The following is a 13,080-nucleotide window of genomic DNA, read 5'->3' as shown; positions in this document are numbered from 1 at the left end:
GCGGGCACCGGTAGGCTGGATGACTGTGAATGACGCGCCGATCGGGATCTTCGACTCCGGTGTCGGCGGGATGACCGTGGCCCGCGCGGTCTCGGCGCTGCTGCCGCGCGAATCCATCCGCTACCTCGGCGACACTGCGCATTCGCCCTATGGGCCCAAGCCCATCGCCGAGGTGCGCCGCTACGCGCTCGAGGTGCTCGACACGCTCGTGGACGAGGGCGTGAAGATGCTGGTGATCGCCTGCAACACGGCATCCGCGGCCATGCTGCGCGATGCGCGCGAGCGATACGACGTGCCGGTCGTCGAGGTCATCGGCCCGGCCGTGCGCACCGCCATCTCGACCACCCGCAACCGCCGGATCGGGGTGATCGGCACCGCCGGAACCATCGGCTCGGGCGTCTACCAGGACATGCTCGGCGTCAACGAGGACCTGGCCGTGTTCGCCCAGGCGTGCCCCCGCTTCGTGGAGTTCGTCGAGGCGGGCGTCACCGACAGCGCCGAGGTGCTGGCCGTGGCCGAGGAGTACCTGGCGCCGCTGCGGCACGCCGGGGTCGACACGCTCGTGCTCGGCTGCACGCACTACCCCTTCCTGGAGGGCGCGATCAGCTATGTGATGGGCGCCGAGGTGTCGCTGGTCTCCAGCGACACCGAGACCGCGAAGGACGTGTACCGCCAGCTGGTCTCGCGTGATCTGCTGGCCGGTCCGGATGCCGTCACCCGGCACGACTACGAGGCCACCGGCGATTCCGCCCAGGAGTTCCTGCGTCTGGCCCACCGACTCATGGGCCGCGAGGTGCGCAGCGTGAAGCTGGTGCAGACCGGCGTCATCGACCTGCCGCGGTAGCGGCATCCACCCCTCGAGAGGACCCACATGACCGACAACGCCCGCGCGGATGGCCGCGCTGTGGACCAGCTGCGCCCGGTGACGATCGAACGGGGCTGGAGCGCGCAGGCCGAGGGCTCGGCGCTGGTGAGCTTCGGGAACACCAAGGTGCTGTGCACGGCGTCGTTCACCAACGGCGTGCCGCGATGGCTCACCGGCAAGGGGAAGGGCTGGGTCACCGCCGAATACGCGATGCTGCCCCGAGCGACGAACACCCGCAACGACCGCGAATCGGTGAAGGGGCGGATCGGCGGTCGCACGCACGAGATCTCCCGGCTGGTCGGGCGCGCGCTGCGCGCAGTGGTGGATACCAAGGCGCTCGGCGAGAACACCATCGTGATCGACTGCGACGTGCTGCAGGCCGACGGCGGCACCCGCACCGCGGCGATCACCGGCGCCTATGTCGCCCTCGCCGACGCGATCGCGTGGGGCCGTGAGAAGAAGTTCATCGGCCAGAAGGCGACGGTTCTGTTCGACTCCGTCGCGGCCGTGTCGGTGGGCATCATCGACGGCGAGGCGATGCTCGATCTGGCGTACGTCGAGGACGTGCGCGCCGAGACCGACATGAACGTCGTGGTCACCGGGCGCGGGCTGTTCGTCGAGGTGCAGGGCACCGCCGAGGGCGCGCCGTTCGACAAGAGCGAGCTGGACCGGCTGCTCGAGCTGGCCGTGGACGGCTGCGCGCAGCTGCGCGAGATCCAGACCGGCGTGCTGGGGGAGCGGGCGTGAGCCGCGCGGTCCTGGCCACGCACAACCCGCACAAGGTCACCGAGTTCGCGCAGATCGTCGCGGCATCCCGCCCCGACTTCGAGCTGCTCGGTTATGACGGCCCCGAACCGGTCGAGGACGGCGTCACGTTCGCGCAGAACGCGCTGATCAAGGCGCGGGCCGCGGCCGCGCACACCGGGCTGCCCTCGTTCGCCGACGACTCCGGCGTGTGCGTGGACGTGCTCGGCGGCGCCCCCGGGATCTTCTCGGCGTACTGGGCCGGACACCAGAAGGACGCCGTGGCCAACCTCGAGCTGCTCCTCGACCAGATCTCGGACATCGCCGACCCGCACCGCGCGGCGCACTTCACCTCGGTGATCGCGCTCGTGCTGCCCGGGGGTGCGGAGCACGTGGTGGAGGGCATCTGGCCCGGCCGGATCGCGACGGCCGCACGCGGCGACGGCGGATTCGGCTACGACCCGATCTTCATCCCGGACGAGCAGCCGACGACGGTCGAGCGCACGGTCGGGGAATGGACGGATGACGAGAAGGCGGCCGCCTCGCACCGCGCCCGCGCGTTCCGGGCCCTCGGCCCGCTGCTGCAGCTCCTGTAGCCCGCGGCGCGGCGGGCAGTGAGAAGCAGACTCATTCCCGACAGGGCCGAAACGGCCGGGCCGCGGCATCCGTCGTCCTAGCCTGGGGCTATGCACGATCACGCGCCCGGCATCCGCGGCGCCGACAACCGGCGGCTGCTGGCGATCTCGCTCGCCCTGACCGGCGTGGTGATGGTCGTGCAGGTGATCGGTGCGGTGCTGTCGGGGTCGCTCGCGCTGCTCGCGGACGCCGCGCACATGTTCACGGATGCTGCGGCTCTGGTGATCGCTCTGGTGGCCAGCATCGTCGCCGTCCGGCCGGCGAACGACCGGCGCACCTTCGGCTATCAGCGCGCCGAGGTGTTCGGCGCCCTGGTCAATGCCGTCATCCTCATCGTCCTGTCCGCATCCGTCGCGGTCGCGGCGGTGCTGCGGCTCGAGCACGGTGCCGCCGCCGAGGTGCAGGGCGGGGTGATGCTGGTCGTGGCGATCGTCGGGCTGTGCGCGAACGCGGTCGCGATGTGGCTGCTGTCGGCTGCGCAGAAGCGCAGCATGAACGTGCGCGGCGCGTACCTGGAGGTGATGGGCGACCTGATCGGGTCGGCGCTGGTGATCGTGGCCGCAGTCGTGATCCTCGCCACGGGATGGGCGCCCGCCGACGCCATCGCCTCGCTGCTGATCGCGGCGATGATCGTGCCGCGCGCGGTCGGACTGCTGCGCGAGGTGGTCTCGGTGCTGGGCGAGTCGGCGCCCAAGGACACGCATGTGCAGGCGATCCGCGAGCACATCCTGTCCACTCCCGGTGTACGCGACGTGCACGACGTGCACGTGTGGCAGCTCACCCGCGGCGCCCCCGTGTTCACCGCGCACGTCGTCGTCGACGCCGATGCGCTGCGGGCCGGGCGGGCCGGCGACATCCTGTCGGAGCTGCAGGGGTGCCTGTCCACTCACTTCGACGTGGAGCACTCGACGTTCCAGCTCGAGCCGGCCGGCCACGACGAGCCCGCCCCACACGACTGACCCGCCCTTCCTCTCGTTGAAATCGTACGATTTGGCCGAGTGCACATCAATTTCGGCCGAGTTTCATGTGCAGTGGGCCGGATCGTACGACTTCGCGGGGAAGTGAGAGGGGACAGCGGAGGTCAGGACTCGCGGCGCACGTCGGCGGGGGACTTGTCGGGCCGCAGGCCGCGCCACCGGGCATGGCGCAGGATGCCGCCCGGGCTGAACTCGGCGAACTCCACCTCGCCCACCAGCTGCGGACGCACCCAGAGGGCGTCGCGCGCATCGGCCGGCGGCACGCCGACGAACGGGTTCTCGTCGCTGCGCAGCGGCTCGAGCAGCTCCTGCAGTCGCGCGAGCACCGAGTCGCTGAACCCGCTGCCCACCCGCCCGGCGTACCGCAGCCCGTCCGGCCCCGGGATCCCGAGGAGCAGCGATCCGATCGACCCGGACCGGCCCCCGCGCCCGGGCCTGATCGCCCCGATCACGACCTCCTGGGTCCGGGTGAGCTTCACCTTCAGCCAGTTGTCCGACCGCTGGCCCCGCCGGTAGCGCGAGGCCGGGTTCTTCACGACGATCCCCTCCAGCCGCAGCCGCTGGGCGGTCGCAAGCGCGTCGTCGACGTCATCGAACACCGGCGGCACCGCGATCTCGTCGATCGCTCCCCGGACCAGCCGCTCCAGAAGCCGGCGCCGTTCGCGCAGCGGCCGGGCCGCGACGTCCTCGTCGCCGACGGCGAGCACGTCGAACAGGTGGTAGCGCACCGGCGTGCGCGCGCGCTCGGCCGCGATCTGCCGCGCCCCCGTCAGGTGCATCCGGTTCTGCAGCCGGGTGAAGCTGGGCCGTCCCGCGGCATCCAGTGCTATCACCTCGCCGTCGACGACGGCGGATGTCTCGCCCAGCCCCGCGTCGTGTCCGGTCAGCTCGGGGTAGCGCGCGGTGATGTCGGTGCCGCTGCGGGCGAACAGGCGCAGCGCGTGGCCGTCCCACACGCCGAGCGCACGAATGCCGTCCCACTTGACCTCGGCCCACGCACCCCAGCGTTCGGCGGCGGCCCGCGCCACGGACGGCTTGGCCGCTGTGGACAGCATCGGCGCGACCGCGGCGGCACCATGCGGCGGCTCCGGATCGGCCTGGTCCGAGGCCGCCACCGGAGCGCCGTCGGACTGCACGCGGCCGTCCGCATCCGTCTTGGTCCGATGCAGCAGCCAGCTGGACTTCTCGCCGGTGCCCTGCGTGCGGATCAGCGCCAGCCGCACGGTTCCCAGCGGCCCACCCGGTCGGCCGTGCGCGGTGAAGATGACCTCGTCGTCGCGCCACTTCTCCGGATCGTAGCGGCCGTCGTCCCAGATCGTGACGCTGCCGCCGCCGTATTCGCCGCGCGGGATCGCGCCCTCGAACGAGCCGTACTCCAGCGGATGGTCCTCGGTCATCACGGCAAGGCTGTTCCGGCCAGCGGTCGGCGGCACGCCGCGCGGCACCGCCCAGCTCACGAACACGCCGTCGTGCTCGAGCCGCAGATCCCAATGCAGTCGCCGGGCATGATGCTCCTGGATGACGAACCGAGGCGGCTGCCCCGCCGGCGTGGGCGCGGCCAGCGGGTTGTCGGGCACCGGCTCGGGGGTGCGGGACGGGTCGCGTTTGGCGATGTAGGCCGACAGCGGGCCGGATGCCGCGGCCCGGCCGCCGGCGCGGAACCCGAGCGCACCCATCGGGTCGCCGATCCGGTCGGCGCGCTCGAGCACCTCGGCGATCTCGAGCTGGGCGAGTCCGGGGGCGGCCAGCTCCTCCCAGGTGCGCGGCGCGGCGACGGTGGGGTGCGCGCGTCCGCGCAGCGAATACGGGGCGATCGTCGTCTTGCTGCCGTTGTTCTGGCTCCAGTCCAGGAGCACGCGCCCGGCGCGCAGCTCCTTGGCCATCCGGCTGACCACCAGGTCGGGGTGATCGGCCTCCAGCGCGCGGGCGAGCTCGCGGGCCACGGCGGAGGCCTGGTCGCTGGTCTGCTGCTGGTCCAGTTCGGCGTACAGGTGGATCCCCTTGCTGCCGCTGGTGACCGGATGCGGGTCGAGCCCCATGTCGGCCAGGATGGCGCGCGCCCAGAATGCGACCTGCGCGCATTCGGCCAGGCCCGTGCCCGGTCCGGGGTCGAGGTCGAGGACCAGGCGGTCCGGATTGCCGCGTCCGCCGTCCGGGGTGAACCGCCACTGCGGCACGTGCAGCTCGAGGCTCGCGACCTGCGCGAGATAGACCAGCGTGGGCAGGTCGTCGACGAGCGGATAGTCCTTCTCGCCGGTCGAGTGGCGGATCGGCAGCCGGTGCACCCACTCCGGCGCTCCCGCCTCCAGGTGCTTGGCGAAGAACGGCGGCTGGTCGACGCCCTCCGGCCACCGCTTGCGCGTCACCGGACGCCCGGTGATGTGCGGCAGCAGCAGCGGCGCGATCCGCGTGTAGTAGTCGATCACCTCGCCCTTGGTGGTGCCGGTGGCCGGATAGAGCACCTTGTCGAGACGGCTCAGGCGCAGGCGGCGGCCGCCGATCTGCACCAGCTGTTCGCCGCCCATCTGCCCATCCTGCCCGCGGACCGGCGTCGCGCGCACGCCCGTCGCGACATCCTCGATCCATCGAGGCGTTGCCCCGGACGTGTTCGCAGTGTGTACTGAGTGCATGAGAGCGATCTGGAAGGGCTCCCTCACGTTCGGGCTGGTGAACGTGCCGGTCAAGGTGTACGCCGCCACCGAGGACCACGACGTGCGCCTGCACCAGGTGCACGCCGCCGACGGAGGACGCATCCGATACCAGCGGGTGTGCGAGCTGGACGGCGAGGTCGTGCCGTACGCCGACATCGACCGCGCGTACGACGACGGCGAGCAGACCGTCGTGCTGAGCAAGGAGGACCTGGCGTCCCTGCCGAGCGAGCGCAGCCGCGAGATCGAGGTCGTCGAGTTCGTGCCGACCGATCAGCTGGACCCGCTGCTGTTCGAGAGCCCCTACTACCTCGAGCCCGATTCGAACTCGCCGAAGGCCTACGCCCTGCTGCGCGAGACGCTGGAGCGCACCGACCGCACCGCGATCGTGCGCTTCTCGCTGCGCCAGAAGACCCGGCTGGCGGCGCTGCGGGTGCGCGGCGACGTCCTGACGCTGCAGACCATGCGTTGGGCCGATGAGATCCGGGATGCCGCGTTCAGTGGGCTCGACGAGCCGGTCAAGATCTCCGACAAGGAGCTGAAGCTGTCGGCGGCTCTGGTGGAGAGCTTCGCGGCGGACTTCGACCCCGCCTCGTTCACCGACGAGTACCAGGACGAGCTGCGCACGCTCATCGACGCGAAGCTGGCCAAGGGCGAGACGATCGACACCGCCGAGACCTTCGGCGAGCGCGAGGAGGAGACCGGCGGCGAGGTCATCGACCTGATGGAGGCGCTGCGGGCCAGTGTCGAGCGCTCGCGCGCCGGCCGCGGCTCGAAGGCATCAGACGACGCGAAGGACGAGGCGGAGGGGTCCGCGGATGCCGGTGGTCGGACGCGCTCGAAGAAGAAGAAGGCGGGCTAATCCGCGGCATCCGTCGGCGGATGCGCCTGCGTCCGGGCCAGCTCCCTGCGCACCTTGCTGCGCTCCCGGAAGTAGTGCCAGACGGTGACGGTGATCGTGATCACCACGACGCCGAGCAGGATCAGGTCGATGTACTCGGTGACGAAATCGGCCACCCACGGGATGTAGCCGATGCCGTAGCCGAGCATCGTCAGGCCGAAGCCCCAGAGCACGGCGCCGATCAGGTTGTAGACGGAGTAGCGGCGCCAGGGCATGTGCCCCACTCCGGCTGCGACCGGTGCGAACGTGCGCACGACCGGGACGAAGCGGGCCAGGACCACGGTCAGGCCGCCGTAGCGCTCGAAGAAGGCGTTCGTGCGGTCGACGTTCTGCCGGCTGAACAGCCCCGACTCCTTCCGCTCGAACACGGCGGGGCCGCCCTTGCTGCCGATCAGATAGCCCACCTCGCCGCCGACGAAGGCGGCCACGGCGATCAGCAGCGCGACCACCCAGACGTTCAGGCCGAAGATGTCGCTGGTGTTCGTCAGCAGTCCGGAGATGACCAGCAGCGTATCGCCGGGGAGGATGAAGCCGATCAGCAGCCCGGTCTCGGCGAAGACGATGAAGCACACCACCAGGAGGGCCCAGGGCCCGGCCGCGGCGATGATCGTCTCGGGGCTGAGCCAGGGGACGAGGTCTGCTGGGTGCACGTGGAGTCCCGTCGGAAGAGGGGCGGACAGCGGGAGCGGAAGCGGCAGAGTGCGGCACTCCGTGCGGAAGGTGGGACTTGAACCCACACGCCCGAAGGCACAGGAACCTAAATCCTGCGTGTCTGCCGCTTTCACCACTCCCGCGCGGTTCTCAGTCTACTGAGCGCGCTGTGTGCGCGCTGTGGGGATAACCCGATTGTTCGGCCGCCGGGCAGCCTGTGGACGAGGTCCCCTCTGCGTGGTCAGGCGCGGGCGTGATCACGACGGTCCGAGGAGGCAGCGAGGGCCTGCAGCGCGGCGACGAGCCGTCGCGTCGAGTCTTCGTCGAGTCGCGCCAGGAAGTCGGCCTCGGCATCCGCGCGTGCCCTCTCGGCCGCGGTGACCCGCACGCGACCGGAAGCGGTGAGGGCCAGCGTGTTGCGGCGCCGGTCCCGCTCGTCTCGGCGCCGTTCCACGAGTCCGATGCGTTCCAATTCGTCGAGCATCGCCACGATCGAGGTCCGGTCGACCCCCAGTCGCGCACTGAGCTCGATCTGCGAGAGCGCTTCGTCGGACGCGATGACGGAGAGCAGGGCGAGTTGGCGTGCCGTGAGGGCCAACGTCGCCAGAGCCGCATCCACCCGTTGCGCGAGACGGGCGTACGCGGTCTTCAGCAGATAGCCGAGCCGCTCGTCGAGCGGGGTCACATTGTCCACCATGGCGCCAATCTATCAGTATCACTGACGATCAGTCGTACTGACGATATACTCTCGTCATGGTCACCTTCGGAATCAAGACCACGCCCATGCACGTGGGCTATGAGGATGTCGTTCGCGTGTGGCGTGATGCCGACGCGGCGCCCGAGATCGCGGACGCCTGGCTCTGGGATCATCTGATGCCGCTCGCCCCGCCGACTGATGGCCCGCTCTTCGAGGGATGGACGCTTCTGAGCGCCCTCGCGGCGCAGACCCGGCGACTGCAGCTCGGGCTGCTCGTCACGAGCAATCGGCTGCGACATCCTGCACATCTCGGCAAGATCGCTTGCACGGTCGATGCGATCTCCAGCGGCCGGCTGATCATGGGCCTCGGTGTCGGGGGCACCGTGCAGCCGGTGGGTGCGGGGGGCTTCACCGCGAACCCCGCCGTCGCGGAGTACGCCGTCTACGGCATCGATCTCGTTCGCCCGAGCGAGGGGATCGCACGCCTCGTCGAGACACTGGACATCCTCGATCTGATGTGGACGGGAGGACCGTTCGACTTCGACGGTCCCTTCACCACTCTGCGCGGGACGGTCAGCGAGCCGCACCCGGCTCGTCGTCCTCCGCTGCTGCTGGGCGCCTGGGGCGACCGGATGCTGCGCCTCGTCGCCGAGCGGGCGGATGTCTGGAACATGCCGGGCCCGCCGCACAACGCGGTCGACGCGTTCGCCGAGCGCTCGGCGAGACTCGATGCGCTCTGTGCAGAAGCGGGACGCGACCCGTCGAGCCTCGGCCGTTCGGTGCAGCTCACGGTCGGCTACGACGACCTGGGGGCGACCCGAGCGACCGCAGGCAGGCTCATCGCCGTGGGCGCGACCCACCTGGTGTTCAACCTTCCGCGCGGTTACCCGGAAGGAATCGTGGGGAGGCTCGTCAAGCACGTCGTGAGTCCGCTCACCTGACCGTACCCGTCGGCTCCGCCGCCGGGCAGCCTGTGGATAACTTTCGAGGCCGTTCGGCGATTCCTGCAACGATGCTGATATGAGCCTGGCCTATGCGTCGCAGGGCGACGGTGCCGCGCCCGCCGCCGAGCACATCGTCGAACGGGTGCGCGACCGGCTGCGGGCCGCGCAGGCCGATCCGGCGCGCGATCCGGAGCGGGCGACGCAGATCGCGTGGGCCGAGGTGCGGCGGTTCAACGACTATGCGGTGCTGCAGGCGCAGGCGGTTGACGCCCGCGAGGACGCTAAGCGCGGACTCATCGAGCGGGCCAGGCGCAAGGAGATCCTGATGCTCCTGCCCATGACAATTGTGAAAAGGTGCTGCCAGTGGATGATCTTGGCCTGACTACCCCGAACTGTCCCGAATGCCTAGAGCCTATGCAGCCTCGGGCGGCGTGGTGGTTCTGCCAGCCGTGCTACATCTACGTCGACGTGCTGGGGCACCGGCTGGATTGACCTGGGCTGGGCAGTCTGCTTGTCCTGCTCGAACGGCCCCCTTCCGGCAAGAAACCCCTTACGTCTAGCGTGCTGCCAAGGACGGAGCGACGAACACAAACGCTGCCCCGCCCCGCCTCACGGCCGATGTCGCCGGTTCAAGTTAGGCTTCGGTGGTACCACCGTTCGTCACGAGATTCGAGGCAAAGTGAGTTCTGCAACCGCACCGGGACATGCCTCCATGCCGACCGGTAAGGTCGGCGGAGCAAATCTCGGTTTGGTTGGCACTAGTTCGCTCGACACGTGGGCTGAGCGACTTGCTGCTCCCGAGTACAGGATCGTTCAAGGGGACGCTCGGAACACCGGACTCGATGACGAGTCAGTGGACCTCATCGTGACATCGCCGCCCTACTGGGCAAAAAGAGATTACGGACACGACGACCAGATCGGCCAGGAGTCGACGCCTGACGGTTATGTCGGCGCGATCCTCGAATGCCTTGAAGAGTGGAGGCGTGTGCTGCGCCCGACTGCGTCGATCTTCCTAAACGTGGGTGACACCTACCACAAGCATTCGCTCGTTGGGATCCCAGCGCGTATCGAGTACGAGGCCATCAGACAAGGCTGGCGCATTCGGAATCGGATCATCTGGGCGAAAACGCAGGGCATGCCGGATCCGGTCAAGAACCGACTGGTCAACCGGCATGAGTACATCATCCACTTGACGATGCGGGAGTCGTATTACTACGACTTGCAGGGGTACTCCGATCGGTACGGCAACGGCACTAACCCGGGCGACGTCTGGACTATCAACCCCGAACGCAACATGGGCAAGCATCTGGCACCGTTCCCGCAGGAGATCGTGGAGCGAGCCGTCGTACTTGCAGCGCCTGAGCAAGCCTGCGCCGTGTGCCACGCGCCGCGACACCGAGTCTTGGAGCGTACCCGGGAACTCGACCCCGGCCGCCCGCAGGCGAAACGAGCGATGGAGCTCGCAGAGCAGCACGGTCTCACTGATGCCCACATTCGCGCCATTCAAGCGACCGGCGTCTCTGACGCGGGCAAGGCACTCAAGGTGCAAACGGGCACCGGGAAGAACTCGTTGGAAGTTCAAGCGTTGGCGGCTGAGGCAAAAGCGGCGCTCGGCGGGTACTTCCGCGAGTTCACGTTTGCTAGGAAGCGAACGGTCGGCTGGACCGACTGCGGTCACGACGCCCCGGCGCGAGGCGTGGTGCTCGATCCGTTCATGGGCACCGGTACCACGCTCAAGACAGCGAACCGGCTCGGCAGGGACGCTATCGGCATTGACCTAGTTCCCCTGATGGATCAGGCCGACATTCAGCCGGAGTCGTAGTCAGAGGGCCCCGGCCAGTTCGCCGAGCGACGTGGCCATGTCTTCGAGGGCGGCGTTGATGCCGCCATCTACCGACAGATCAAGTCTGTAATCCCAGACGTCGATGGAGTTAATTCGGCCGATGTAGACAAGTCCCGCCGAGCCGGCGACCCACGGGTGGATGAGCACGGTGAATGGCAACCCGTAGCGCACCGCGTACGTGATGGCCTGGTGGACTTCAGGCCGGTCGGGTAGGTCGGTGTTCCTGGCCTTGTCGGTGTTCTTGACCTCGGCGACTAGCAGGACGGTGCCGTCGATCGTACGAAACACCACGTCGGGCTGAGCGAGCCCTGCGTCCTTGGTAGCGACTGCATCGACTGGCGTGCCGCGAAACTGCGGAACGGGGTCGGGGACGTCGTATAGCGCGACCTTCCCGGAGCCATTGCCGTCGAGCACGCCTACGGGCCACTTCGCCTCGACAGCGTGCTTCGCCAGGCTCACGCGAACGAAGTTCTCGAACAGGTCGTTGGTGTCGATGAGCAACGAACCCATCTGGACGTCGGAGCCACCCACGTCTAGAGCCAGCCCGACCCCTCGGAGAATCACCGACGCGAGGTCGAGGACCGGACGGTAGTAGGCGCGCGAATCGGGAAGCGGCGTCGCACCGATCACTTCAGGGTCGTCCAGGAACGGCATGTCCGGATCAACCGACACCTCCTCGAAGGCGAGCAACTGCCCTGACAGCCGGGAGAGGCGCTTGCGGCTTTCCGAGGTGCGCTTGCCTGGCAGCCCAACGATGTACTCGTGAACGTGCTCCATGGCCGCGCGCACGCATCGGTTGATCGGGTTGTCCGTTGTGCGCTCGTGCCACGAGTAGACGGCCTTGTTGGGGATGCCTCTCGCGGCGAACCGCTGGACCGTTCGGGTCATCTCGATGCGCCCGTGGGGAACGTGGCCCTCACCCTCGCGCTGAACGTAGGTACGCAGGAGACCCTCATCCAGGAGGCCATCGACAAAGTCGAGTAGAGCCCCGGCATAGAGGTCCATGGCCCAATCGTCGGCGCTCCCCTTGCCGGAGTAATCGCGTAGAGCGGTGAGGGCCATGACACTGTGCTTGGTGGTTACGACCATGCGGGTCAGGTTGTCGATCGGCACCCTCGGCCGCACCCGCACGACGACACGGTCGTTCAACGGGATCACGCCGACGTACGAAGTGGCCTGCAGTCGGAGGACACCCTTCTTGAAACTGGGCCGAAGTACGTCGCGGTTGTTGATCTCCGTGTTGAAGACCGGCGTGTGGCCGTCGCCGACCCAGAGGTCGGTGTCGATATCGAGGAAGCCATACTCCTCGACGTCGAAGACCTGGACCGGTCCCTCAGCGGCGGTCATGAGTCGGCGGCCGCACCTGCGTCAGCAGCTGTCTCGCCCTCTGCCGGAGGCCGGGTTACGAAGATCTGCTCCCAGGCGGCTTCGATCTCCTGACACAGCGCATCGTCGCGGCGGAAGGCCCGCCGAACGAGGAACTGAAGTTGGTAGTCCCAGATGTCTCGAAGCGAGGCCTCGTCGTAGGCGTCCCACAGATATGCATGCCCGACCGAAGCGGCAGGGTTTCGCGATGCCTGCGCGTTGATCCGCTTGAACCAACCCACGATGCGGGCTCGGAGGGCCTCGTCCACTGCGTTGACGACCAGCCGCTCTTCCAGGATCGTGGGGTCGGGGTCCATGGCGATCTTCGAGAAGCGGCGCTCAAACGCGGCATCAACCTCATCGACGCCCCGGTCGTAGGGGTTCATCGTCATGATCAGCACCAGATTCGACGGAACGAGAATTGTCTCGCCGCTCGCGATAGTGAACTCAAGTTCCCTCTTGGAACGCTCGACATAGGTCAGCGCCTCGCCGAACACCCGGCCAACATCGGCTCTCGACAGTTCGTCGATCACAAGCACATAGAGATGATCGCGGTCTGCCTCGGCAGCGCGGAGCGCCTGCAGGAACGGTCCGTCCTTCAGTCTGAAACCACCCGCAATCGGCGCGTAGCCGACCATGAAGTCCTCGTACTGATAACTGCCGTGGAACTGCACGTACCAGCGCCGCTCCTTGGCGCCACCGGCGATTATCTCAGCGGCGGCAGCCGCGTAGTACGACTTGGAGGTACCGGGCGGTCCGGACAGGATCACGCCGCCCTGCTTCTCCGCCTGCTCGGCAATCTCCTGCAC

The 13,080-nt window shown here is 68.4% G+C and carries 13 protein-coding genes and 1 tRNA gene; 8 read left to right on the top strand and 6 right to left on the bottom strand.

All coding sequences use genetic code 11. The features are described 5' to 3' along the window. The first annotated feature begins 25 nt into the window (after positions 1-25). From murI to AC0L6F_RS03410, 4 genes are all read left to right on the top strand, one after another. Positions 26-844, top strand: coding sequence for a glutamate racemase (murI, locus tag AC0L6F_RS03425; protein ID WP_274638125.1), 819 nt, complete (start codon positions 26-28; stop codon positions 842-844). A 27-nt stretch (positions 845-871) separates the two neighbouring features. Continuing rightward, positions 872-1,612, top strand: a complete 741-nt coding sequence (gene rph, locus AC0L6F_RS03420) for a ribonuclease PH (protein ID WP_473539166.1) — start codon at positions 872-874, stop codon at positions 1,610-1,612. Continuing rightward, on the top strand, positions 1,609-2,205 hold the full coding sequence (rdgB, locus tag AC0L6F_RS03415; RefSeq protein WP_473539164.1) for an RdgB/HAM1 family non-canonical purine NTP pyrophosphatase: 597 nt from the start codon (positions 1,609-1,611) through the stop codon (positions 2,203-2,205). Before rph ends, rdgB begins: the two co-directional genes overlap by 4 nt. A 90-nt stretch (positions 2,206-2,295) precedes the next feature. Next, entirely contained in the window at positions 2,296-3,204 is a 909-nt protein-coding gene (locus AC0L6F_RS03410) for a cation diffusion facilitator family transporter (protein ID WP_274638128.1), read from the top strand. A gap of 122 nt (positions 3,205-3,326) precedes the next feature. Here AC0L6F_RS03410 and AC0L6F_RS03405 read toward each other — a convergent pair whose 3' ends face one another. Then, positions 3,327-5,747 carry an ATP-dependent DNA ligase gene (locus AC0L6F_RS03405; RefSeq protein WP_473539162.1) on the bottom strand — a complete coding sequence of 807 codons (2,421 nt, stop codon included), beginning with the start codon at positions 5,745-5,747 and terminating at the stop codon, positions 3,327-3,329. 103 nt (positions 5,748-5,850) lie between these two features. On the opposite strand from AC0L6F_RS03405, the gene ku reads away from it, so the two are divergent. Continuing rightward, complete coding sequence (ku, locus tag AC0L6F_RS03400) at positions 5,851-6,732, top strand: non-homologous end joining protein Ku (RefSeq protein ID WP_259612096.1); 882 nt, start codon at positions 5,851-5,853, stop codon at positions 6,730-6,732. Here ku and AC0L6F_RS03395 read toward each other — a convergent pair. From AC0L6F_RS03395 to AC0L6F_RS03385, 3 genes are all read right to left on the bottom strand, one after another. Next, positions 6,729-7,421: a DedA family protein gene (locus tag AC0L6F_RS03395; protein WP_473539160.1), complete on the bottom strand. Its 693-nt coding sequence runs from the start codon at positions 7,419-7,421 to the stop codon at positions 6,729-6,731. The two genes, ku and AC0L6F_RS03395, sit on opposite strands and share 4 nt — an antisense overlap. A gap of 62 nt (positions 7,422-7,483) precedes the next feature. Then, positions 7,484-7,565 (bottom strand) — tRNA-Leu (locus tag AC0L6F_RS03390). A gap of 98 nt (positions 7,566-7,663) precedes the next feature. Next, on the bottom strand, positions 7,664-8,119 hold the full coding sequence (locus AC0L6F_RS03385) for a MarR family winged helix-turn-helix transcriptional regulator (protein WP_473539158.1): 456 nt from the start codon (positions 8,117-8,119) through the stop codon (positions 7,664-7,666). A gap of 56 nt (positions 8,120-8,175) precedes the next feature. Here AC0L6F_RS03385 and AC0L6F_RS03380 point away from each other — a divergent pair, with 56 nt between their 5' ends. The 3 genes from AC0L6F_RS03380 to AC0L6F_RS03370 all read left to right on the top strand — a co-directional run bounded on the left by AC0L6F_RS03380 (position 8,176) and on the right by AC0L6F_RS03370 (position 10,885). Then, the gene (locus AC0L6F_RS03380) at positions 8,176-9,060 is read left to right on the top strand and encodes an LLM class flavin-dependent oxidoreductase (RefSeq protein WP_473539157.1); all 885 of its coding nucleotides are present in this window, start codon (positions 8,176-8,178) and stop codon (positions 9,058-9,060) included. A 79-nt stretch (positions 9,061-9,139) separates the two neighbouring features. Continuing rightward, positions 9,140-9,445: a hypothetical protein gene (locus tag AC0L6F_RS03375; RefSeq protein ID WP_473539155.1), complete on the top strand. Its 306-nt coding sequence runs from the start codon at positions 9,140-9,142 to the stop codon at positions 9,443-9,445. Positions 9,446-9,916: 471 nt separating this feature from the next. Then, positions 9,917-10,885, top strand: coding sequence for a DNA-methyltransferase (locus AC0L6F_RS03370; RefSeq protein WP_473539153.1), 969 nt, complete (start codon positions 9,917-9,919; stop codon positions 10,883-10,885). Here AC0L6F_RS03370 and AC0L6F_RS03365 read toward each other — a convergent pair whose 3' ends face one another. Further along, positions 10,886-12,253, bottom strand: coding sequence for a 5-methylcytosine restriction system specificity protein McrC (locus tag AC0L6F_RS03365; protein ID WP_473539152.1), 1,368 nt, complete (start codon positions 12,251-12,253; stop codon positions 10,886-10,888). Next, complete coding sequence (locus tag AC0L6F_RS03360) at positions 12,250-13,080, bottom strand: McrB family protein (protein WP_473539151.1); 831 nt, start codon at positions 13,078-13,080, stop codon at positions 12,250-12,252. Before AC0L6F_RS03360 ends, AC0L6F_RS03365 begins: the two co-directional genes overlap by 4 nt.

It is taken from the genome of Microbacterium sp. G2-16M, assembly GCF_055809115.1.
The sequence above is the reverse complement of the archived record's forward strand: the minus strand, read 5'-3'. Positions and strand labels throughout refer to the sequence as shown.

Bases quoted from the DNA above. Each gene is read 5' to 3' on its own strand.
- rph (WP_473539166.1), top strand. From the start codon at position 872: ATGACCGACAACGCCCGCGCGGATGGCCGCGCTGTGGACCAGCTGCGC.
- AC0L6F_RS03410 (WP_274638128.1), top strand. From the start codon at position 2,296: ATGCACGATCACGCGCCCGGCATCCGCGGCGCCGACAACCGGCGGCTG.
- AC0L6F_RS03405 (WP_473539162.1), bottom strand. From the start codon at position 5,747: ATGGGCGGCGAACAGCTGGTGCAGATCGGCGGCCGCCGCCTGCGCCTG.
- ku (WP_259612096.1), top strand. From the start codon at position 5,851: ATGAGAGCGATCTGGAAGGGCTCCCTCACGTTCGGGCTGGTGAACGTG.
- AC0L6F_RS03385 (WP_473539158.1), bottom strand. From the start codon at position 8,119: ATGGTGGACAATGTGACCCCGCTCGACGAGCGGCTCGGCTATCTGCTG.
- AC0L6F_RS03380 (WP_473539157.1), top strand. From the start codon at position 8,176: ATGGTCACCTTCGGAATCAAGACCACGCCCATGCACGTGGGCTATGAG.
- AC0L6F_RS03375 (WP_473539155.1), top strand. From the start codon at position 9,140: ATGAGCCTGGCCTATGCGTCGCAGGGCGACGGTGCCGCGCCCGCCGCC.
- AC0L6F_RS03365 (WP_473539152.1), bottom strand. From the start codon at position 12,253: ATGACCGCCGCTGAGGGACCGGTCCAGGTCTTCGACGTCGAGGAGTAT.